A 20,234-nucleotide genomic window follows, 5' to 3' on the forward strand; every position below is an offset into this window, starting at 1 on the left:
GTTAGAGCTCGTAGCGGGTGAACCGCCGGACGGTTATGTTCTCTCCGATCCTTCCGATCGCCTCCTGTACCAGCTCGCCGACGGTCCTCTCCGGGTCCTTGACGAAGGGCTGGGTCATGAGGGCCTGCTCGGCCTCCCACTTCTTCAGCTTCCCCTCGACGATGGAGCGCGTCACCTGCTCGGGCTTGTTCATCTCGGCCGCCTGCTTCTCGAAGATGGCCCGCTCCTGCGCCCTCACCTCTTCAGGGATGTCCTCCGGTCTTACGACCAGGGGCTTCATCGAGGCGATGTGCATCGCGATGTCGCGCACGAGCTGCCTGAACTCCTCCGTGCGGGCCACGAAGTCCGTCTCACAGTTGACCTCGACGAGAACCCCAACCCTGCCGTTGAAGTGTATGTAGGCGTCTATCAGGCCCTCGTTCGTCTCGCGGGCGCTCTTCTTGGCCGCGATCGCCTGCCCGCGCTCCTTGAGGATCCGGCGCGCGCCGTCGAGATCTCCACCGGACTCCTCGAGAGCCCTCTTGACGTCCATCATCCCCGCCGCGGTCTCCTCCCGCAGCTGCTTGATCTTCTCTATGGTGCTCGCCACTCTACTTCTCCTCGGTCTCGTCGGTGGTCTCCGCGCCGCTCGTCGTGCCCTCGGACCGCCCGGCCTCGGCCGGCTCCTGGGCGGCGAACGCCGACGCCTCCTCCGCCTCCGGCTGCTCCTCGCCCATCGCCTCGCCGGCCGCCTCCGGAGCGGGCCCGGCCCCGGTCTCCCGCCGCTGCGCGGCGACCGAGACTATCTCCTCACCGACCTGCGCCTCCTCCACGACGGGCGGGAGCGGCCGGTCCGAAGACTCGCCCCCGGTACCGCCCCGGCCCTCCAGGATGGCATCCGCTATGAGGCGGGTGATGAGGTTGATGGAACGGATGGCGTCGTCGTTGCCCGGGATGACGTAGTCTATGACGTCCGGGTCGCAGTTGGTGTCGGTTATGGCGACGACCGGGATCTTGAGCCGGTTGGCCTCCCGGACGATCAGCTCCTCCCGCCTGGGGTCCACGACGAAGAGCGCCGCCGGCAGCCGCTCCATCTCGGTGATGCCGGCGAAGTTCCGGCGCAGCTTCTGAAACTCCCGGTACAGGGCGAACCACTCCTTGCCGGTCCGCTCCTCCTCGGGGGTCGCCTCCACCCGGGCCATGAGGTCCTTGAAGTACTGGATGCGGCCATGGATGGTCTGGAAGTTGGTGAGCATCCCCCCGATGTACCGCTCGGCGACATAGGGCATTCCACAGCGGATGGCCTGCTCGGCTATGGTGAGCTGGGCCTGCTTCTTGGTGCCCACAAAGAGCACCTCACGCCCGGCCTCGGCCACACTGCGGACGAACCTGCGCGCCTCCTCCAGCAGCTCCAGCGTCTGGTCCAGATCGATGATGTGAACCCCGGCGCGTTCGGCGAAGATGTAGGGCTTCATCTTGGGGTTCCACCGGCGGGCCTGATGCCCGAAGTGGACGCCGGCCTCAAGCAACTCTCTGACGCCTATACCCTGCGTGCTTGTGGTCTCCAAAGCTCTCTCCTTTAGAGGTGGTTCGCTCCTCCGCCCGCGCTCGCAATCCGGAAGGTCTCCGGACCACCACCCGGGCCCGAAGCGGGCCATCGCGGGCGTGCGTGATCCTGTTAAACCCGCGAAATGTTAGCACAAGCCTCCCCGCGCTTCTACAGGTTCAGCGCCACCGGGTGGTGGGCCAGATGCTCCCGGAGCTTCCTGAGGGCCTTCTGCCGGATCTGGGAGACCCGGCCCTCGGTCAGATTCATGGCCCGGCCGATCTCCTTCAGTGTGAGCCCCTCATAGAAGTAGAACATGGCCACGAGCCGCTCCCTGTCATCCAGCGTCTCTATGGCGGCGATGAGCTGCTCCCGAAGCTCCCTGCGATCGGCCCACGACTGGGGGTCCGGCGCCCCGGTATCGGCTATGAGCGACTGGAACTCCACACCCTCTTCGCCCTCGATGCGCGCCTCCAGCGAGGCCACTTGAGACCGGGAGTACTGGCTCTGAAACCTGCGGTACTCCTCGAAGCTTATGCCCAGCTCCTCGGCCACCTCCTCGTCGCTGGGGGTCCGCCTGAGGCGATGGATGAGGGCGTTGGTGGCCCGCTCCACGTCCTGAGCCCTGCGGCGGACGCTGCGCGGCACCCAGTCCTGCTGGCGGATCTCGTTGAGCATGGCCCAGCGGATCTTGGAGATGGCGTAGGACTCGAACTTGACGTTGCGCTCCGGCTCGAAGCTCTCCACGGCCTCGAGCAAACCCACCAGCCCCCAGGAGATGAGATCCCCGAGGTCCAGATGCTTGCCGACGCGTGCGTACACCCTGCCCGCAACGTACTTCACGAGCGGAGAGTAGTTGGTCACCAACCGGTCCCGGTAGCCGTCCGCCCGCCGGCGGAGCTCCCGCCCACGGGAGGCGTCCGCCTCCGCCAGCCGCCGCCGGGCCTCGAAGTACCGCTGCCAAAGGGATCCGAGCGTCTCGCGGGTCATTCCACCCTCACCCGGACGTAGGCGTTGCCGGGGCTCCGCACCACATACCCCTTGACCTCCAGCATCGAGAGCGCCGGGAGGAGCTCCTCCATCCCGAACCCACCGCGCGTGGCGATCTCATCCACCGGCGTCGGCTCCCAGCCCACCTCCCGCAGCACCGCCGCCTCCACCGCGGGCAGCTCGCCGGACAGCGGCCCGTCACCACGCTCCGGCTCTCCACCGGGGGCGACGAGCTCCAGAAACTCCCGCACGTCCCAGATCACGCCCGCCCCGTCGGCGAGGAGCCGGTTCGAGCCCCGGCACTCCGGCGCCCGCACAGGACCGGGGACGGCGAAGACGTCCCGCCCCTGCTCCAGAGCGTGGCGGGCCGTGATGAGCGCCCCGCTCTTCTCGGCAGCCTCAACCACGACCACTACCTCGGCCAGCCCGGAGATGATCCGATTGCGGGCCGGGAAGCGCCACGGCAGCGGGGCCTCGCCGGGAGGATACTCGGAGATTATGCACCCCGCCTCCCTCACGCCCCTGAAGAGCCGCGCGTTTTGCCGGGGATAGATAACGTCCACACCGCATCCGAGCACCCCCGCAGTGCTCCCCCCGGCCTCCAAAGCACCGGCGTGCGCCGCGGCGTCTATGCCGAGCGCCAGACCGCTCACGACGCACACCCCGCGCTCCCCGAGCCCCCGTCCCAGCTCCCGCGCAATCTCCCGGCCGCCCGCCGTGGCCTTGCGCGACCCGACCACGGCGACCGCGGAACGCTCCTCGGGAAACTCTCTGCCCAGCCGGAAGAGGGCCGGCGGCGGATCGGGGATCTGGCGCAGCCTCCCGGGGTAGGCGGCATCGGCGAGCGTGTCGGCCCGAACCCCGGAGCGCGCCAGCCGCGCAAGCAGCTCCTCCGGATCGTAGCTCTCCCGCAGCCGCCGGTAGATCCGGCGCGCCCCGCCCCGCAGCCCCGCCCGTTCGCAGAACTCCTCGGGCGGCAGCTCCAGCACGCTCTCCGGCGGCATCCCGTCCATGCGGGAGGTGAAGCTGCTCCCCGCGGCGGCCTGCAGCAGGGAGAGGAACAGGAAGGCCTCACGCGCGCTAACCATCCGCAACCCCGGCCTTCCTGTAATTGAGCGCCTCGGCGAGATGGCGGGCGGAGATCTCTCCCTCCCCCTCCAGATCGGCCACGGTGCGCGCGACCTTCAAAACCCGGTCGTGCGCCCGGCCGGAGAGCCCCAGGCCGTCGATCGCCCGGGCGAGCAGCGCCTCGGCGTCGTGCCCAAGACGGCAGACCTCCCGCAGCTTCCGGACCGGCAGCGCCGCGTTCGGCACCCCCTGCCGCGCGAGCTGTATCTGCCGGGCCCGCACCACCCGCTCCCGGATCGTGGCCGAGGGCTCGGAGCGCTCCTCTCCCCGCAGCTCCCGCCGTGCAAGCCGCGCCACCTCAATGAAGATGTCCAGCCGGTCCAGCAGCGGCCCGGAGAGACGGCTCCGGTAGCGCTCGATCTGCCCGGCCGAACACCGGCATTCCCGCCGCGGATCTCCCAGATACCCGCACGGACAGGGGTTCATGGAGCAGACGAGCGTGATCCGAGCCGGGTAGGTGAGCGACCCCGCCGCGCGCGAGATGGTCACGCACCCGTCCTCCAGCGGCTGGCGCAGGGCCTCTATCGCAGCCCGGCCGAACTCCGGGAACTCGTCCAGGAAGAGCACCCCGTTGTGCGCCAGTGAGATCTCCCCGGGCCGGGGATTGCTTCCGCCCCCGGCGAGCCCGGCGGTCGAGATGGTGTGGTGCGGTGCCCGGAAGGGCCGCCGCCGTCGCAGCCCGCCCCCTTCCCCGGCGGCGCTGTAGATCTTGGCAACCTCGATCCCCTCCTCCGTGGTGAGCGGCGGCAGAATACCCGGCAGCCTCCGGGAGAGCATCGTCTTCCCCGAACCGGGTGGGCCGCTCATGAGCACGTTGTGCGCCCCGGCCGCCGCGACCTCCAGCGCCCGCTTGGCGTGCCGCTGGCCGAAGACGTCGGCGAAGTCTTCCGGAGGAACCCGTTCCTCCGCCGAGTCAAGACCGCCCGGCCCGGCGGGGGGAATGGTCCGCTCTCCCGCCAGAAAATCCACGGCCTCCCGCAAACTCCGGACCCCGTACACCTCTATCCCCCGGACGCACGCGGCCTCGGCCGCGTTTTCCGCGGGTATCACGAGCCGCCGCAGCCCCCGCCGGCGAGCCCCCTCGGCCAGCGAGAGCGCCCCCCGGACGCCCCGCACTCCCCCCTCCAGCGAGAGCTCCCCCGCAAAAGCCGCGTCCTCCAGCACGCCGCGCTCCAACACGCCCGAGACGGCCAGGATCGCCAGAGCTATGGGCAGGTCGAAGGCCGGCCCCTCCTTGCGCAGATCGGCGGGAGCCAGATTAACTATGACCTTCCTGCCGGGGAACCGGAAGCCGCTGTTGGAGATGGCGACCCGCACCCGCTCCCTCGACTCCTGTACCGCGGCATCCGGCAACCCCACCACGGCGAAGCCCGGCAGGCCGGAACTTATGTCCACCTCCACCTCGACCGGCAGCGCATCTATGCCGACCAGCGCCAGGCTCCAAGCTCGACAGAAAGACATATGGGTAAGGAGCCATCCTCCCTAGAGCTCTGTGCCTATCTCCCTGTCCCCTGAGCCGTTCCTTCGTATGCTTCAGGAAACCAACCTGTATTATATGCGATCCAGACTCGCCGGAGAACGGACGCCTGCTCTAGAATGCGCCCTCGACGTGACGGACCCTGATCCGCCCGTCACGCCCCGCCAGCACGCCGACGACGTCGAAGCGCAGCTCCTCGAACTCAGCCCCCTCCCGGACCAGGTAATGCTCGGCCACGCGCCGGATCTTCCGCCGCTTGCGGGCCGTGACGCTCTCTACAGGCTCCCCAAAGCCCAGCCCCCGCCGCAGCTTGACCTCCACGAAGACGAGGAGCGCGCCCCTGCGCACGATGAGATCCACCTCCCCGAACCGTGTGCGGTAGTTACGGGCTACGAGCTCGTACCCCGCTCGCGCCAGGTAGCGGGCCGCGATCTCCTCCCCGGCCCTCCCGGCATCGCGGGTGCTCAGCTCTCCACCCCGGCGTAGCTGAGGCGGTGAACCCGGCAGGGACCGAGCTCGCACAGCGCCCGCCGGTGCTCGGGCGTCCCGTAGCCCGCGTGTCGCCCGAACCCGTACCCCGGGTAGCGCTCCCCGAGCGCACGCATCGCCCGGTCCCGCAACACCTTGGCGACCACGCTCGCCGCAGCCACGGCAGCACTCTCACCGTCCGCGCGCGGCAGCGCTACTATTCCGTCCCCGAGACGCAGCCGACCATCCGCGAGGAAGCACCCGGCGTGGGACCTCAGGGCTGAGATAGCGCGCTCCAGGGCGGTCCGGTTCGCCGCCCCGAGCCCGTGCCGGTCCACCCACCAGGCCGGCAGCAGGACCGCACTCACCGCCGCGGCCCGCCCGAGCACCCCCCGGAACACCTCCTCGCGCCGCTCGCGGCTCAGGCGCTTGGAGTCGTTCAGAAGCGGGATCTCACGCTCGCCCAGGACCACCGCGGCCGCGACCAGCGGGCCGGCCCAGGCCCCGCGTCCGGCCTCGTCCGCTCCGCACAGCGGTCCCCCGCGCCCGGAGGACCAGGCCGCATCGAAGGCGTACAGGCAAGCGGGCCCGCCCACGGCCCCCTCTTACCGGGCCCGCTTGACCCGGGCCTTCTTGCCGACCTTCTCCCGGATATAGTAGAGCTTCGCCTTGCGCACGTCCCCGCGCGAGACGACCTCTATCCTGGCGATCTTGGGCGAATGCAACGGGAAGATGCGCTCCACAAAGACCCCGAAGGAGTTCTTGCGCACCGTGAACGTCTCGCTCGGACCGCCGCCCTGCCGGGCGATACACAGCCCCTCGAAGACCTGGATGCGCTCGCGGTTGCCCTCGATCACCCGGTAATGTACCCGCACGGTGTCGCCCGGTCGGAAGTCTACGATGTTCCTGGAAGCCTGCTCGGTGGTGACCATGGTTATACTCCTTTCGCTGAAGAAGTCTCGGTTCGGCTAGGACCTGCCCCCGAGAACCGCTCCCTGGCCCGGCGCTCCCGCCAGGCCCGGATCTCGGCGTGATTGCCGGATAATAGCACGTCGGGCACCCGGACTCCATCCCACTCGGCGGGCCGGGTGTACTGCGGCGGTCCCATGACTCCCTCGGCGGTGAAAGACTCGCCCTCCAGGCTCTCCCGGTTGCCCAGAACCCCCTCGTGCAGCCGGAAGACGGCGTCGGCCAGCGCAGCCGCGACGATCTCCCCCCCGGAGAGCACGAACTCGCCCAAAGAGACGGCCTCGGTGCACAGCTCGGTGCGCACCCGCTCGTCCACTCCCTCGTAGCGGCCGCAGATGACCGTAAGCTCCCCGGCATCCGCCAACTCGCGCACGTAACGCTGGTCCAGCCGGCGACCGGCGGGATCGGTGAGTATGACCCGCCGGTGCCGCCTCACCTCGCGGGGTGGCATCCCGTAGACCTCCTCAAGCGCCCGGGCCACCACGTCGACCCGGATGACCATCCCGGCCCCGCCGCCGTAGGGCATGTCGTCCACACGCCCGGTCTCCGAGAACCGCCGCAGGTCGAAGGTGCGCAGCTCCACCACACCCCGCTCGAGGGCGCGGCCGACCACGCCCACCCTGACGGCGGCCTCAACGGCCTCGGGGAACAGGCAGAAGACGTCTATCCGGGACACGGCCTCCCTCCTACCGGCTGGGCAGGAGGCGGACGATCACCACCCCCTTCTCAAGATCCACCTTAAGAACCTGCTCGGAGACGAAAGGCACCAGAACCTCGCGCCCGCCGTCCCGGATCACGAGCGTCTCGTGCGCCGGATTCTCCAGCACCCCGACCACCTCCCCGAGAGGCGCCCCGCCCTCCTCCACGGCCCTCAGCCCGATCAGCTCGTCGAAGTAGAACTCCTCGGGACCGAGCTCGTCCAGCTCCGTGCGCTCCAGAGCGAGCTCGGCACCGCGCAGCGCGGCGGCGGCATCCCGGCTCTCCACGCCCTCAAGATCCACCAGAAAGCCCTTCGGCGTCTTCCTCACCCGCACGATGCGCCGCCGCTCGCCATCGACCAGCGGCCTCACCCCCTCGCGCAGGTGGCGTCCGGAACCGGGGGCCGAGACCCGCAGGGTGCCGCGGACACCGTGCGGCGCGCGGACCACGCCGATCACGACCCTCTCCTCCAAGGCTCTAGTCTACGATCTCGACTATGACCTTCTTGCCGTAGCGGACGGCCGAGGCCTTCACGACGGTCCGGATAGCCCGGGCGATGCGCCCCTGCTTGCCGATCACCTTCCCTATGTCGTCCGGAGCGACCCGCAGCTCCAGTACCACCGTGGACTCCAGCTCCGTGGCCGTGACCTTCACGCCGTCGGGATCGTCCACGAGCGACTGAGCCAGAACTTCCAGCAACCTCTTCAACTGCGGCATCGGCCCTCCTCCATCACCGTGGCGGGCCCGCAGAGGATCAGCGTTTCCTATGATCTATCTCTCCAGAGCGCCGGAGATCTGCAACAGCTTGCGGACCTGATCTGTCGGCTGCGCACCCTTGCTCAGCCACTCCCGGGCCTTCTCCACGTCGACCCGGATATCCGAGGGCTCCGTGCGCGGGTTGTAGGTCCCGATGCGGTCTATGAAACGCCCGTCTCTGGGGCTCCGCGAGTCTGCCACCACTATGCGGTAGAACGGGTTCTTCTTCGATCCGTGCCTGGCGAGTCGAATCTTAACCGCCATACTACAGCTCACCTCCTGTCTCAACCTGTCCTGAAAGGAAGCCGGGGCATCCCCCTGCCCTTGCCCATCTGCCGCATCATCTTCTGCATCTGGTTGAACTGCTTGATGAGCTTCTGGACTTCCTGGGGAGAGGACCCGCTGCCGCGCGCTATCCTACGCACCCGGCTCTGGTTTTGCAACAGCTTGGGGTTGCGCCGCTCTTCCGGCGTCATGGAGGTGATCATGGCCTCCACCCGGTTGAGCACCCGGTCGTCTATCTCAACCCCCTGCAGCTGCTTGTTCAGCCCCGGGATCATGCCCAGAAGCCCCGAGAGAGGTCCCATCCTCTTGACCATCTGCATCTGCTCCAGGAAGTCCTCGAACGTGAGCTTCCCGGCCATCAGCTTCTTGCCCTGCTTCTCGGCCTCGGCCTTATCTACCTGCTGCTCGGCCTTCTCGATGAGCGTCAGCACGTCTCCCATCCCCAGGATGCGGCCCGCCATCCGGTCCGGGTAGAAGTAGTCGAACTCGCTCATCTTCTCGCCCTCAGAGGCGAACTTGATGGGCCGCCCGGTCACCGAGACCACCGAGAGCGCCGCGCCGCCGCGGGCGTCACCGTCCAGCTTGGTCAGGATCATGCCGTCGAAGTCGGCGTACTCCTGAAAGGCCTGCGCCACCTCGACGGCGTTCTGACCCGTCACCACATCCAGAACCAGGAGCACCGAGTGCGGCCGCGCCGCCTTCCGAACCCGCTTGAGCTCCTCCATCATCTCCAGGTCCACGACCTGCCGGCCCGCCGTGTCTATGATGACGAAGTCGTAGCCGCCGTCGCGGGCGGCCCGGATGCCCCGTTCGGCGATCTCCTCCGGCGCGGGCTCAACACCCTCAGCGTAGACCGGCACGTTTATCTCCCGGCCGATCTGCTGCAGCTGCTCGACGGCCGCCGGCCGGTAGGTGTCGCACGCAACCATGAACGGCTGCTTGCCGAGCTTGCGCACGAACAGCGCCAGCTTGCCCGCCGCCGTGGTCTTGCCGTGCCCGTTGAGCCCCGCGAGCATCACGACCGTCGGCGGCCGGGAGGCGAAGCTGAGCTTGTGAGCCGAGCCGCCCATGAGCCGGGCCAGCTCCTCGTTTACGATCTTCACCACCTGCTGACCCGGCGAGAGCGCCTTCGAAACCTCCGCCCCCGTCGCCCGCTCGCGCACGTTGGAGACGAACTCCTTTACGACACCGTAGTTGACGTCGGCCTCCAACAGCGCGAGCCGGATCTCGCGCGTCACCTTCTTGACCTGATCCTCGGTCAGCGTCCCGGAGCCCCGGACGCCGTCCAGAGCCGTGTTCAGTCTCTCGCTTAATGTATCAAACATGATTATTCCGCCCTGATCTTACATCCCCGCCGCGGAGTTTCAACTACAGCTCCCCGAAGAGCGCCTCGGCGAACTGCCGGGCATCGAAGGGGTGCAGATCCTCCACCTTCTCGCCGACGGAGATGAGCTTGATCGGTACGCCCACCTCGTCGGCGATGGCCAGCGCGATGCCGCCCCGGGCCGTGCCGTCCAGCTTGGTGAGCACCACCCCCGTCACCCCCACCGACTCCTTGAAGAGCCTGGCCTGCCGCAGCCCGTTCTGGCCGGTGGTTGCGTCCACCGTGAGCAGCACCTCGTGCGGCGCTCCGGGCATCTGGCGCTCGATTACACGCCGCACCTTCTCCAGCTCGGCCATCAGGTTGACCTTGGTGTGCAGCCTGCCCGCCGTGTCTATGATGAGGACGTCGGTGCCCTCCCGGCGGGCGGCGTCTACGGCATCATAGACCACGGCGGCCGCGTCCGCGCCCCGCTCGCGCGCGATGACGGGCGCACCGGTCCGCTCGCCCCACAACTGCAGCTGCTCGATGGCCGCCGCCCGAAAGGTGTCCGCAGCGGCGAACATGACCTCGCCCGGCAGGTAGCGCGCCAGCTTGCCGATGGTAGTCGTCTTGCCGGTCCCGTTCACCCCGACCATCAGGATCACACTCGGCCTGTGCGAGAGATCCAGCGAAACGTCCCCCTCCAGCATCCGGGCCGTGATATCTACCATCAGCTCCCGCAGCTCCCGGCCGCTGGTTATGTTACGCTCCAACGCCCGCTGCTCCAGCTCCGCGACGAGCTTCGCCGTGGTGTTCACACCCACATCCGAGGAGATCAGAATCTCCTCGATCCGCTCCCAGAACTCCTCGTCCTCGGCGTCCCGGAACTCGGAGACCGCCGCGTTGAGCTGACCGACGAACGCCTGCCGGCTCTTATGCAGCCCCCGCCGCAGACGCCCGAACCACCCGGCCTCTTCCTGGACCCGCTCCGGCCCGGCGTCACCGGAGACCTCCTCGGTAGAGACCGAGCCCTCCTCGCGCCGCTCCTCTTCTTCAGTACCCCACTTGAAAAAGTTCCGCCAGGAACGCGCCATGCTATCCCTCTGCAACCTCTCCCGACAACCGCTTGGATACCACCGCAGATGCCCCCGAGGCGTCCACCGTGACGCCGTAGAGCACGTCCGCCGCAGCCATCGTACGTTTCTGATGGGTGACCAGCACGAACTGGCCACCGGACCGGTAAGAGTCTACCACAGACAGAAAGCGGGCCAGATTCACGTCGTCCAACGCAGCCTCGGCCTCGTCCAGAATGCAAAAGACGCCCCGGCGCGCCAGGAAGATGCTGAAGAGATAGGAGAGCGCCAGAAGCGCCCGCTCCCCCCCAGAGAGCATGTGCAGCGGACGCCACCCCTTGCGCCGCAGCCGGAGACCGATCTCTATCCCCTCCTCCGTGAGCTCCAGATCCCCCGACGCCTCGGCCATCATGCGCGGTATGATCTCCCGAAACGCCGCCCGTATCCTCCGGAACGTGCGGTCGAAACGCTCCTTTAGCTCCCGATCTATCTCTTGTATTATGCGTTTTAGGTCTTCTGCGGCGGCTTCGGCATCCCGGCGCTGGCCGGAGACGAATTCGTAGCGCCGGCGTTCCTCATCTTCCTGCGCGATGGCGAGCAGGTTCACGTCGCCGAATCGGTTGACCCGGCGCGCGAGCTCGCGGCGTTCTTTCTCGATCTCTTCCGGGAGGCTTTCGGACTCCTGTTGCGCTTCCTCGAGGGTGGCACCCCACTCGTCGGAGATCTCGGCCCGCGCCCGGCGGGAGCTCTCGTGCAGGCGTGAGAGCTCTTCCCGGGCCCGTTCCGCTTCGGCCCGAGCCCGGGCCAGCTCCCCGGCCGCCTCCAGCTGGAGATTGGCGACGCGGTCTCTCTCCGATGAGGTCTCCCGCTGCCTCCGGGAGAGGCCATCCCGCTGCCGCCGCAGCTCGTCCAGCCGCCGGGTGAGCGTCCGGGAGGCGCGCTCTCCGGTCTGGAGGGCGCGCCGGGCGAGCTGGTGCAGCGCTCCGGGCTCGGAGTCGGCGAAGCGCTCAAGACGCCGGATACGCCGCGTGAGCCGCCGGTGCCGTTCGCGGGCCTGATCGCGGCGCAGTTGATCGCCGGTGAGCCGGGCGTCGAGCCTCTGGAGCCGCTCCCGGGATTTCTCCGCGGCCTTCTCGGCCCGCTTCAGATCTTCGGTCCCGGCCTGCAGCTCGCCGCGGCTCCGGGACAGCTCGCGCTTCAGGGAGGCGATCTCGCGCTCCAGTTCATCCAGCTCCTCCCGGATCCGGCCCGAGTGCGCCAGCTCCGACTCCAGCGTCCGCAACCTGCCCTCGACCCCGGCCCCGATCCGGTCGCTCAGGCGCCAGACCCTCTGGGAGACGGCGGAGAGCGCATCCCCGGTGACCATGATGCCGTCCAGCCTCCGCTCCGCGTCGCGGACCGTGTCCTGCAGGCTCCGCAGGCGCCCCCCGAGCTCCTCCCGGAGCAGGCGCAGGCGCTCCACGCCGGCCTCGAAGCGAGCCCGGCGGGAGAACTCGCCCTCCTCCACGCGGCGGCTCACGCTGGCGCGCGTGATGCGCATGCCGTCCCGGGTGACCGCGATCCAGCCGTTCAGCCGGACCCGGGGGTTCGGCTCCTCGACCACGAAGAAGCTCCCGAGCAGGCTCTCTATGGCGTCGGCGTGCTCTCCCTTGAGGATCTGGACGCACTCGATCAGGGGCCGGCCGGGCGGGCGGCCGGCGACCCGCTCGGCGTCCAGCCGCACCGCGACGCGTTCACCGGCGGCCAGCGCACGCCGGCCGCCCTCCAGGCTCTCCACCATCACGCCGCCCGCCAGCTCGCCGAGTGCAGCCTCCACTGCCGCCTCGTAGCCCGGCAGAGCCCGGATGGAGTCTTCAAGCCGCGCTGCGCCCTCCCTTCTCCGGGGCTCCAGCGCGCGCACCTCGGCTTCGAGCCGTCCCACCACGGCCGCGAGCGCTCCCTCCCGCCGGTTCAGCTCCGCCGCGAGGCGCCGGGCGGTCCTGCGGGCGCGCGCCAGCCGTCCGGGGAGCGGCCCGCCCGTTCCCCTCCGGAGGGTGAGCGTATCCAGCTCTTCCCTGAGAGATGAGATGCGCCGCAGCAGGGGCTCCGGGAGGGGGTCCGGGGCATTCTCAAGCGCCCGGCGCAGCTTCTCGCGGCGGTCCAGCAGCCTCTGCAGCTCCCGCTTTAGGCGCTCGACTCCGGAGGCCGCGGCGGCGCTGCGGTCGCGTTCTTCCCGGAGGCGCTCCTCGGCCTCCTCCAGCGCCTGCCGCTCTCGGGAGTGGAGCCGCTCCAGACGCCGGACCCTCTCCTCCAGCTCCTCCGCGGCGCGGGCGGCGTTCTCCTGCTCCATCCCGAGCCGGTTCAGAGCCCGCTTGAGCCCCTCGCGCCGCGAGCCCGCGGCGGCGTGCCGGGCTGAGATCCGCTCGCCCCGCACCAGCTCCCCTGCCAGATCCCCCGAGACCCGTTCCAGACGCCTGATCGCGGCATCCAGCTCCCGGACGCCGGAGTCTAGGTCCCGCAGCGAGCGCTCCAGTTCCTCCCGGCGCGTCCGGAGTCTCTCCCCGCGCTCGAAGAGCTCGGCCACCCGCCGTTCACGGCGCCGCACCTCCTCTTCGCGTTCCCCGACGCCCCGGGTCGCCATCCGGTAGAGGTGCGCAAGAGAGAGCCGGCGCAGCCGGGATTCCAGCTCCCGGTACTCTCGCGCGGCGGCCGCCTCCTGCTCCATCTGCCGCAGCCGCCCGGCGACCTCTCGCTCCAGCTCCCGGCTGCGCTCCAGCCGCTCGGCCGCGCGCTCCAGCCGGCGGGCCGCCGCATGCCGCCGGCGGCGGTAGATGCCAAGCCCGGCGGCTTCCTCCAGCGCGCTGCGGCACGCCTCCGCCCCGCCGGAGACTATCGCGTCCACGGCTCCCTGCCGCAGGATGCTGTGCTGTCCGATGCCCGCCTCACCCGCCACGGCGCGCACGTCCTGCAGGCGGCTCCGGACACCGTTGATCCTGTACTCGCTCTCCCCCGAGCGCGTGAGGCGGCGGGTGAGCGCGACCTCCCGGTAGGGGAGCGAGATCTCACCCCCGCCGTTATCCAGCACCAGCGTCACCTCGGCGGCGCGGGCGGCGGGCAGCGTCTCGGAGCCGGAGAAGATCACGTCCGTCATCGTCCCGGCCCGCAGGACGTTCGGCCGCTGCTCGCCCAGCGCCCAGGCGACCGCGTCCGCGATGTTGCTCTTGCCCGACCCGTTGGGGCCCACCACGGAGGTGATGCCACGCCCCAGCGGCATCCGGACCGGCCGGGCGAAGGTCTTGAACCCCTTGATATATATGGCCCGCAGCATCAACGCGGCATTTTACTAGCAATCGGAGGAGAAAGAGAAAAGGGCTGCAAACGGCCCTTCTTCGAAGGGGAGGCCCTACGCTCCGACGTGAATCTCCACCGGCGAGCGCACCGAGGGGCGCGCCCCCAGGATCTCCAGCGCCGCCCGGGCTGCGGCCTGCTCGCTCTCCTTGATGGAGTGCCCCCTCCCGGAGGCGACCTCCCGGCCGTTCACCGAAACGGCGGAGACGAACTCCGGCCGGTGCGGTGGACCGTGCTTGGAGCGCACCCGGTAGGTGGGCCGCAAACCCTCGGCCTGCAGCGTCTCCTGCAGGAGCGTCTTCCAGTCCCGCAGCTCCTCGGTATCCACCTCGGCCGGGTTAAAGATCTCATCTATCGTGCGGTAGACGAGCTCCGGATCTATCAGGTACGCCGCCCCGATGATCGCCTCCACCGTGTCGGCGATCACCGAGTCGTTGATGACCGAGCTCTCGATCAGTTCCTCTATCCCTTCGCTCCGGCCGACCTCCGCCAGCGAGGACTTGCGCACCAGGTGCGCCCGGATGCGCGTGAGATCCCCCTCCAGAAGCTCCGGGTAGGCATGGAAGACCAGCTCCGCCACCCGCGCCCCCAGGATCGAATCCCCCAGGAACTCCAGCCGCCCGTTCGAGTCGTACGGGTCGGCGACGCTGGGGTGGGTGAGCGCCCGCTGGCGGAGCGGCTCCGGAAGTATCCCTATGAGTTCTCTTATCGACACTATGTAATAGAGCTTACCGCACGCTGGAGAATGCCACAACCACGTTGTGTCCCCCGAAGCCCATCGAGTTGCTGAACGCCGCCTCCAGCTCCGGCGCCTCCCGGGCTTCTCCCGCCACGTAGTCGAGCCTCTCGCAGTCCTCGGCCAAATTCTCCAGGTTTATGGTCGGCGGCACGACTCTCTCCTTGAGCGCCAGGGCGCACATGATCCCTTCCGTGGCCCCGACCGCGCCGAACGAGTGTCCCGTCATGGACTTGGTGGCCGAGACCAGCGCGTGCGGCACGACGCGGGCGATGGCCTTGCTCTCCGGCCCGTCCCCGGTAGGGGTCGCGGTGGCGTGAGCGTTGACGTGTCCGATCTGCTCCGCCGAGAGCCCGGCATCCTCAAGACACAGCCGCATCGCCCGTTCCACACCCCGTCCCTCCTCGTCGGGCGCGGTGATGTGGTAGGCGTCGGTGCTGCGTCCGTACCCGGCCACGGCGGCCAGCGGCTCGGCGCCGCGCCGCTCGGCGTGCTCCGGGCTCTCCAGCACTACGGCTCCCGCGCCCTCGCTCATCACGAAGCCGTCGCGGTCGCGGTCGAACGGGCGGCTCGCCCGGTGCGGCTCGTCGTTGCGCCGGGAGATGGCCCGGATGGCGCAGAAACCAGCCATGGACAGGGGGGTTATCGGGGCTTCGGAGGCCCCCGCTATGACGATGTCGGCATCCCCGCGCCGGATCATCTCCAACCCCTCGGCGATCGCCTCCCCACCGGTGGCGCAGGCCAGCACCGGACACTGCGTCGGGCCGGTCGCCCCGAGCATGATCGCCAACTGCCCGGCGGCCATGTTGGGGACCATCATCGTGATCATGAACGGGCTGACCCTCCCCGGCCCCCGTTCGTGCATCACGCGGTATTCCCGCTCCCAGGTCGAGAGCCCCCCGATGCCGCTCCCCATGACTATAGCCGTGCGCTCCGGATTCTTCCGGATCGCCTCCGCAACCCCAGCCTCCTCGACCGCCTGAATCCCGGCGGCGATGCCAAACTGGGCGAATCGGTCCATCCGCCGGGCCTCCTTCCTGGACATAAAATCCAGCGGATCGAAGTCCCGGCACTCGCCCGCGATGTGCGAGGGGAAGGGCGTCGGATCGAAGAGCGTGATCTCCCCGATACCGCTCTTGCCGTGCAGGGCAGCGTCCCAGAAGGCCTCCGTGCCGGTCCCCAGCGGGGTGACGGCCCCGGTGCCGGTTATGAGGGCGTGACCGTTGCCGCCGGTCACGCGGGCTGGTTCTCCATCACGTAATCAACCGCCTCCTCGACGGTCGTGATCTTCTCGGCCTCCTCGTCCGGGATCTCCATGCCGAACTGCTCCTCCAGCTCCATGATGAGCTCGACGAGGTCCAGCGAGTCGGCCTCCAGATCCTCCCGGAAGGAGGATTCGGGGGTTATCTCGCTCTCGTCTATCCCGAGCCGGTCGGCGGAGATCTCCCGGATCTTCTCGAACACCTCTTCTCTCGTCATACAGGGTCTCCTTGTCAACGCTTCCTCTCGCTAGCTGCGTAGTGTAACCCAAAAGACTATTGCATCACCATTCCGCCGTCCACCCCGATGGTCTGACCGGTGATGTACCCGGCGGACTCCCGCGCCAGAAAGGCCACGACCTCCGCCACCTCCTCCGGCCGCCCGAAGCGCCCCACCGGGATCTGGGCGAGTATCTGCTGCTGCACGGACTCCGGCAGCTCCCCGGTGATGTCCGTCTCGATGTAGCCCGGGGTAACGGCGTTGGCGGTGATACCCCGCTCGGCCAGCTCGCGCGCCACGCTCTTGGTGAACCCGATGATCCCGGCCTTGGAGGCCGCATAGTTGGCCTGCCCGGCGTTGCCCATGAGCCCCACCACCGAGCTTATGTTGATGATCCTGCCGTAGCGCGCCCGGATCATGGGCCGCAGCGCAGCCCTGGTGCAGTAGTACGTCCCGCGCAGGTTGGTGTTTATGACCTCGTCGAACTCGGAGTCCTTCATCCTGAGCAGCAGATTGTCGCGGGTTATGCCCGCGTTGTTCACCAGGATGTCCACCCCGCCGAAGGTCTCGAGTATCTGCTTGAAGATACCCCTGACATCTTCGGCGGAGGCGACATCCCCCCGGAACAGCTCCACCTCGCCGCCGGCCGCCTCCACCAGCCCGGCGGTCTCCTCGGCCGCGGCATCGTTGGAGCGGTAGACGACCGCCACGCGAGCTCCCTCCCGGCCCAAACGCTCGGCGACGGCCCGGCCTATCCCGCGCCCGCCTCCGGTCACAACGGCTACTCTTCCCCGCATGTACCTCCCTCTACTCTTCCCGCTTCTCGAAGGCGAACATGATGTCGGCCTCGGCCGCCTTCTGCCCGTCAACGCTCGCAAGCCCCCGGCCGCGGCCGATCCGGCCGCCGAGCCGCTCTATCTGAACCTCCATCCTGAGCACGTCCCCGGGAACGACTAAGCGCCGGAAGCGTGCCCGGTCTATGCCGGCGAAGAGCGCGAGCCTCCCACGGAACTCCTCCTTCGCCATGACCCCCACAGCCCCGACCTGCGCCATCGCCTCGATGATGAGCACACCGGGCATGATCGGACGCTCCGGAAAGTGACCCTGAAAGAAGGGCTCGTTGTGCGTGACGTTCTTGATCCCCACCGCCCGCAGCCCGGGCTCCAGCTCCTCCACCCTGTCCACCAGGAGGAACGGGTAGCGGTGCGGAATGAGGTCCCGGATCTCATCAGGCCCCAGCATCACACCGGAAGCTCCCGCGCAACCCGCCCCCTAAAGGGCAGCCCTCCGAAGTCTTTCAGCATCCTGACGAGCGTGCCCCCCTCACCGACCTCCACCACCTCCTCTACCCCGAGCGCGGCCAGGCGCTCGATCACCGCGACCCAGCGCACGGGCGAGAGCATCTGCTCCTGCAACGCTCGCCGTACCTGATCTCCCGTCTCCAATACCCGACCGTCCAGCCCGCTGACCAGCGGGTACTCCGGGTCCCGGACCTCCGCCGCCTCGAGCAGCCCGCACATCCCCTCTGAAGCGTCGCGCATCAACTCCGAGTGGAAGGCCCCGATCACCTTCAGCGGGATCTTCCTGCCCCCCACCTTCCCCGCAGCCTCCTCCACCGCCTCCGGCGCACCGGAGAGCACCGTCTGCCGCGGCGTGTTGAAGTTGGCCGCCACCACAACCCCCGAGACGGACTCGGCGGCCGCCACCACCTCCTCCGGATCCGCCCGCAGCACCGCAACCATCTTCCCCGGATTCCGCCGCGCAGCCTCCGTCATCAGGCGGTCGCGCTCGGCTACGAGCCGGATGGCCTCCTTAAGCCCGAAGCAGCCCGCCGCATACGCCGCCGTGTACTCCCCGAGCGAATGCCCGGCGACCGCGGCCGGCTCCACACCCCGCTCGCGCAGCACGCGCAAACACTCCACCGATCCGGCGAAGACAGACAGCTGATAGGGCACCTCAGAAGCGCCCGTCACCTCCTCTATCGTGCTCCTCAGCTCCGGGGAGAGCCCGCCGCCCGCAGTGCCCTGCCCCGGAAATACGAACGCAACTCCGCCCAAATCCTCCCCCCTCAGATGCGATACAGATTGGCCGCCCAGGTCAGACCGAAACCAAACCCGACCGTTATCACATACCTCCCCGGCTCCAGACTCTCATAGATGTCCGGGTAGGAGATCGGGATGCTCGCCGCCGAAGTGTTCCCGAAGCGGTCCACGTTGATCACTACCTTCTCCTCCGGCACGTCCAGCTTGCGCATCGCAGCTTGTATTATGCGTGCATTAGCCTGATGCGGGATTATATACTGCACCTCTTCCAGCGAGATGCCGTTACGGGCGAGGAGCTTCTCGACCATCTCGGGGAAGATCCTGACGGCGAACTTGAAGACCTCGCGTCCGTTCTGGTAGAGCTTGTCTCCGTTGCCGGGGTGTCCGGCGTATCCGAGCGGGGCCATACGCCCGTCGGCCCCCAGGATGTGATCCACGAACCCGGAGCTCTCGTCGCCCGAATCCAGCACCACGGCTCCGGCCCCATCACCGAAGAGCACGGCCGTCGAGCGGTCTCTCTGGTCCACGATCGCGGTCATGGCGTCGGCTCCGACGACGAGCGCCCGGCGGGCCACGCCGCTCTCCAGCATGGAGCTGGCCACTGCCGCCGCGTAGGAGAAGCCGGCGCAGGCCGCGGCCACGTCCAGCGCCCCGACCCCGACCGCTCCCACGGCCTCCCCGATCAGGCAGGCCACGGAGGGCATTGAGGCGGGTCCGGTGGAGGTGGCACACACGACGAGGTCCACCGACTCCCCGGGAACCCCGGCGTGCGCGAGCGCTTTACGGGAGGCCTCCACGGCGAGCGTAACGGTGTCCTGCCCGTCGGTCACGAAGCGTCGCTCGCGGATGCCGGTGCGGGTGGAGATCCACTCGTCCGAGGTGTCCAGCACGGTCTCCAGGTCGCGGTTGGTCACCACCCGGCCGCCGAGCGCCCGGCCGACCCCGACGATCCTGCCCGCCGCCCGGCCGTTCAAAGCGCTCCCTCCCGGCGCAGGCTCTCACCCAGATCGCCGGCGAGTCCGGCTCCGGCGCGGGAGATGCCCCGGATGGCGTTCTCCACGCCCCGGGCCCGGGTGTTACCGTGCCCGATGACCACCACTCCGTCGACCCCCAGCAGGAAAGATCCACCGTAGGTCTCGGGGTCCAGCCGGGACCTTAAGGCCAGAAGCCGCGGGCGCAGGATGCCGGCCGCGGCCCGGTGCAGGAGGCTGCCGCTCACCGCATCCCGGACGGCGGCCAGGATCTCGCGGGCCACCCCCTCGGCCGTCTTGAGCACCACATTCCCGGTAAACCCGTCCGTAACCAGCACGTCTGCGGCTCCTCGTCCGATATCCCGGCCCTCCACGTTTCCGACGAAGCGGATTGTAGCGCAACCGGCGAGCAGTTTGTGCGCCTCCCTGGCGAGCCGGCCGCCCTTCCCGGGCTCCTCTCCGACGTTTACGAGCCCGACGCGGGGCTCCTCGATCTTCATGTACCGCCGGGCGAAGATGCTCCCCATGACGGCGAAACTCAGCAGGTCCTGCGGCCGGCACTCGACGGTCGCCCCCGCATCCAGCAGCAGCACGCTCCCCTTGGGGAAGGGCATCACGGTGGCTATCGCGGGCCGCCGGATGCCCCGGATCCGCCCCACCCAGAGCAGAGCCGCCGCAACCGTAGCCCCCGTGTTCCCGGCGGAGAAGAAGGCCTCGGCCTCTCCGGATCGCACCAGCCGCGCCGCCACCGCTACGCTGGCCTCCGGCCGCGCCCGCAGGCTGGCGGCCGGATCCTCCTCCATCCCGACGCTCCCCCGGGACGGGCGGAGGCTGAGATTCTCCGGCCGGTCGCTCCCGAGAAGCGGCTCCACGGTCTCAGGATCGCCGACGAGCAGTATCTCGTCGGCGAGGAGGCCACGGGCCGCAGCGAGCGCTCCGGAGACCACCTCCTCCGGGGCGTAATCGCCGCCCAGAGCATCAACGGCGATGCGCAAATGCGTTACGC

23 protein-coding genes are annotated in these 20,234 nt (G+C 68.9%); all 23 read right to left on the reverse strand.

Annotation, left to right across the window (positions count from 1 at the left end; translation table 11 throughout):
- Position 1: 1 nt before the first annotated feature.
- The 23 genes from E0L93_RS07835 to plsX all read right to left on the reverse strand — a co-directional run bounded on the left by E0L93_RS07835 (position 2) and on the right by plsX (position 20,223).
- On the reverse strand, positions 2-589 hold the full coding sequence (locus E0L93_RS07835; RefSeq protein ID WP_243638159.1) for a translation elongation factor Ts: 588 nt from the start codon (positions 587-589) through the stop codon (positions 2-4).
- A gap of 1 nt (position 590) precedes the next feature.
- Positions 591-1,547, reverse strand: coding sequence for a 30S ribosomal protein S2 (gene rpsB, locus E0L93_RS07840; protein WP_243638160.1), 957 nt, complete (start codon positions 1,545-1,547; stop codon positions 591-593).
- A gap of 149 nt (positions 1,548-1,696) precedes the next feature.
- Complete coding sequence (locus tag E0L93_RS07845) at positions 1,697-2,515, reverse strand: FliA/WhiG family RNA polymerase sigma factor (RefSeq protein WP_132690683.1); 819 nt, start codon at positions 2,513-2,515, stop codon at positions 1,697-1,699.
- On the reverse strand, positions 2,512-3,603 hold the full coding sequence (dprA, locus tag E0L93_RS07850; protein WP_132690685.1) for a DNA-processing protein DprA: 1,092 nt from the start codon (positions 3,601-3,603) through the stop codon (positions 2,512-2,514). The genes E0L93_RS07845 and dprA overlap by 4 nt, the downstream gene beginning before the upstream one ends.
- Positions 3,596-5,104, reverse strand: a complete 1,509-nt coding sequence (locus E0L93_RS07855) for a YifB family Mg chelatase-like AAA ATPase (protein WP_132690687.1) — start codon at positions 5,102-5,104, stop codon at positions 3,596-3,598. The genes dprA and E0L93_RS07855 overlap by 8 nt, the downstream gene beginning before the upstream one ends.
- A gap of 130 nt (positions 5,105-5,234) precedes the next feature.
- A complete protein-coding gene (locus E0L93_RS07860) occupies positions 5,235-5,642 on the reverse strand; it encodes a YraN family protein (RefSeq protein WP_207890377.1) in 408 nt (135 codons plus the stop codon).
- A complete protein-coding gene (locus E0L93_RS07865; protein ID WP_132690689.1) occupies positions 5,585-6,184 on the reverse strand; it encodes a ribonuclease HII in 600 nt (199 codons plus the stop codon). Before E0L93_RS07865 ends, E0L93_RS07860 begins: the two co-directional genes overlap by 58 nt.
- A 9-nt stretch (positions 6,185-6,193) precedes the next feature.
- Positions 6,194-6,520, reverse strand: coding sequence for a 50S ribosomal protein L19 (rplS, locus tag E0L93_RS07870; protein WP_132690691.1), 327 nt, complete (start codon positions 6,518-6,520; stop codon positions 6,194-6,196).
- Positions 6,521-6,522: 2 nt separating this feature from the next.
- Entirely contained in the window at positions 6,523-7,233 is a 711-nt protein-coding gene (gene trmD, locus E0L93_RS07875; RefSeq protein ID WP_132690693.1) for a tRNA (guanosine(37)-N1)-methyltransferase TrmD, read from the reverse strand.
- Positions 7,234-7,243: 10 nt separating this feature from the next.
- Positions 7,244-7,714 (reverse strand): ribosome maturation factor RimM, encoded by a 471-nt coding sequence (gene rimM / locus E0L93_RS07880; RefSeq protein ID WP_165874238.1) that lies wholly within the window; start codon positions 7,712-7,714, stop codon positions 7,244-7,246.
- Positions 7,715-7,733: 19 nt separating this feature from the next.
- Entirely contained in the window at positions 7,734-7,964 is a 231-nt protein-coding gene (locus E0L93_RS07885; RefSeq protein WP_132691318.1) for a KH domain-containing protein, read from the reverse strand.
- 63 nt (positions 7,965-8,027) lie between these two features.
- Complete coding sequence (gene rpsP / locus E0L93_RS07890; RefSeq protein WP_132690697.1) at positions 8,028-8,276, reverse strand: 30S ribosomal protein S16; 249 nt, start codon at positions 8,274-8,276, stop codon at positions 8,028-8,030.
- Between the two features lie 20 nt (positions 8,277-8,296).
- Positions 8,297-9,622: a signal recognition particle protein gene (gene ffh, locus E0L93_RS07895; protein WP_132690699.1), complete on the reverse strand. Its 1,326-nt coding sequence runs from the start codon at positions 9,620-9,622 to the stop codon at positions 8,297-8,299.
- Positions 9,623-9,665: 43 nt separating this feature from the next.
- Entirely contained in the window at positions 9,666-10,694 is a 1,029-nt protein-coding gene (gene ftsY, locus E0L93_RS07900) for a signal recognition particle-docking protein FtsY (protein WP_132690701.1), read from the reverse strand.
- Between the two features lies 1 nt (position 10,695).
- On the reverse strand, positions 10,696-13,980 hold the full coding sequence (gene smc, locus E0L93_RS07905; RefSeq protein ID WP_132690703.1) for a chromosome segregation protein SMC: 3,285 nt from the start codon (positions 13,978-13,980) through the stop codon (positions 10,696-10,698).
- 75 nt (positions 13,981-14,055) lie between these two features.
- Positions 14,056-14,715 carry a ribonuclease III family protein gene (locus tag E0L93_RS07910; protein WP_165874239.1) on the reverse strand — a complete coding sequence of 220 codons (660 nt, stop codon included), beginning with the start codon at positions 14,713-14,715 and terminating at the stop codon, positions 14,056-14,058.
- Positions 14,716-14,728: 13 nt separating this feature from the next.
- Positions 14,729-15,973, reverse strand: coding sequence for a beta-ketoacyl-ACP synthase II (fabF, locus tag E0L93_RS07915; protein WP_132690707.1), 1,245 nt, complete (start codon positions 15,971-15,973; stop codon positions 14,729-14,731).
- Positions 15,970-16,215, reverse strand: coding sequence for an acyl carrier protein (gene acpP, locus E0L93_RS07920; protein ID WP_132690709.1), 246 nt, complete (start codon positions 16,213-16,215; stop codon positions 15,970-15,972). The genes fabF and acpP overlap by 4 nt, the downstream gene beginning before the upstream one ends.
- Positions 16,216-16,271: 56 nt before the next feature.
- The gene (fabG, locus tag E0L93_RS07925) at positions 16,272-17,012 is read right to left on the reverse strand and encodes a 3-oxoacyl-[acyl-carrier-protein] reductase (RefSeq protein ID WP_132690711.1); all 741 of its coding nucleotides are present in this window, start codon (positions 17,010-17,012) and stop codon (positions 16,272-16,274) included.
- Between the two features lie 10 nt (positions 17,013-17,022).
- Positions 17,023-17,457: a 3-hydroxyacyl-ACP dehydratase FabZ gene (gene fabZ, locus E0L93_RS07930; RefSeq protein ID WP_132691320.1), complete on the reverse strand. Its 435-nt coding sequence runs from the start codon at positions 17,455-17,457 to the stop codon at positions 17,023-17,025.
- Positions 17,457-18,272: an ACP S-malonyltransferase gene (locus E0L93_RS07935; RefSeq protein ID WP_165874240.1), complete on the reverse strand. Its 816-nt coding sequence runs from the start codon at positions 18,270-18,272 to the stop codon at positions 17,457-17,459. Before E0L93_RS07935 ends, fabZ begins: the two co-directional genes overlap by 1 nt.
- Before the next feature lie 11 nt (positions 18,273-18,283).
- Positions 18,284-19,231 (reverse strand): beta-ketoacyl-ACP synthase III, encoded by a 948-nt coding sequence (locus tag E0L93_RS07940; RefSeq protein ID WP_243638161.1) that lies wholly within the window; start codon positions 19,229-19,231, stop codon positions 18,284-18,286.
- Positions 19,228-20,223, reverse strand: a complete 996-nt coding sequence (plsX, locus tag E0L93_RS07945) for a phosphate acyltransferase PlsX (protein ID WP_132690715.1) — start codon at positions 20,221-20,223, stop codon at positions 19,228-19,230. The genes E0L93_RS07940 and plsX overlap by 4 nt, the downstream gene beginning before the upstream one ends.
- Positions 20,224-20,234 lie beyond the last annotated feature (11 nt).

The organism is Rubrobacter taiwanensis, from assembly GCF_004337705.1.
Lineage (GTDB): Bacteria > Actinomycetota > Rubrobacteria > Rubrobacterales > Rubrobacteraceae > Rubrobacter_C > Rubrobacter_C taiwanensis.

Coding starts and splice junctions, on each gene's coding strand:
- E0L93_RS07845 (WP_132690683.1), bottom strand. CDS start 2,515: ATGACCCGCGAGACGCTCGGATCCCTTTGGCAGCGGTACTTCGAGGCC.
- dprA (WP_132690685.1), bottom strand. CDS start 3,603: ATGGTTAGCGCGCGTGAGGCCTTCCTGTTCCTCTCCCTGCTGCAGGCC.
- E0L93_RS07855 (WP_132690687.1), bottom strand. CDS start 5,104: ATGTCTTTCTGTCGAGCTTGGAGCCTGGCGCTGGTCGGCATAGATGCG.
- rplS (WP_132690691.1), bottom strand. CDS start 6,520: ATGGTCACCACCGAGCAGGCTTCCAGGAACATCGTAGACTTCCGACCG.
- rpsP (WP_132690697.1), bottom strand. CDS start 8,276: ATGGCGGTTAAGATTCGACTCGCCAGGCACGGATCGAAGAAGAACCCG.
- ffh (WP_132690699.1), bottom strand. CDS start 9,622: ATGTTTGATACATTAAGCGAGAGACTGAACACGGCTCTGGACGGCGTC.
- ftsY (WP_132690701.1), bottom strand. CDS start 10,694: ATGGCGCGTTCCTGGCGGAACTTTTTCAAGTGGGGTACTGAAGAAGAG.
- smc (WP_132690703.1), bottom strand. CDS start 13,980: ATGCTGCGGGCCATATATATCAAGGGGTTCAAGACCTTCGCCCGGCCG.
- acpP (WP_132690709.1), bottom strand. CDS start 16,215: ATGACGAGAGAAGAGGTGTTCGAGAAGATCCGGGAGATCTCCGCCGAC.
- fabG (WP_132690711.1), bottom strand. CDS start 17,012: ATGCGGGGAAGAGTAGCCGTTGTGACCGGAGGCGGGCGCGGGATAGGC.
- fabZ (WP_132691320.1), bottom strand. CDS start 17,457: ATGCTGGGGCCTGATGAGATCCGGGACCTCATTCCGCACCGCTACCCG.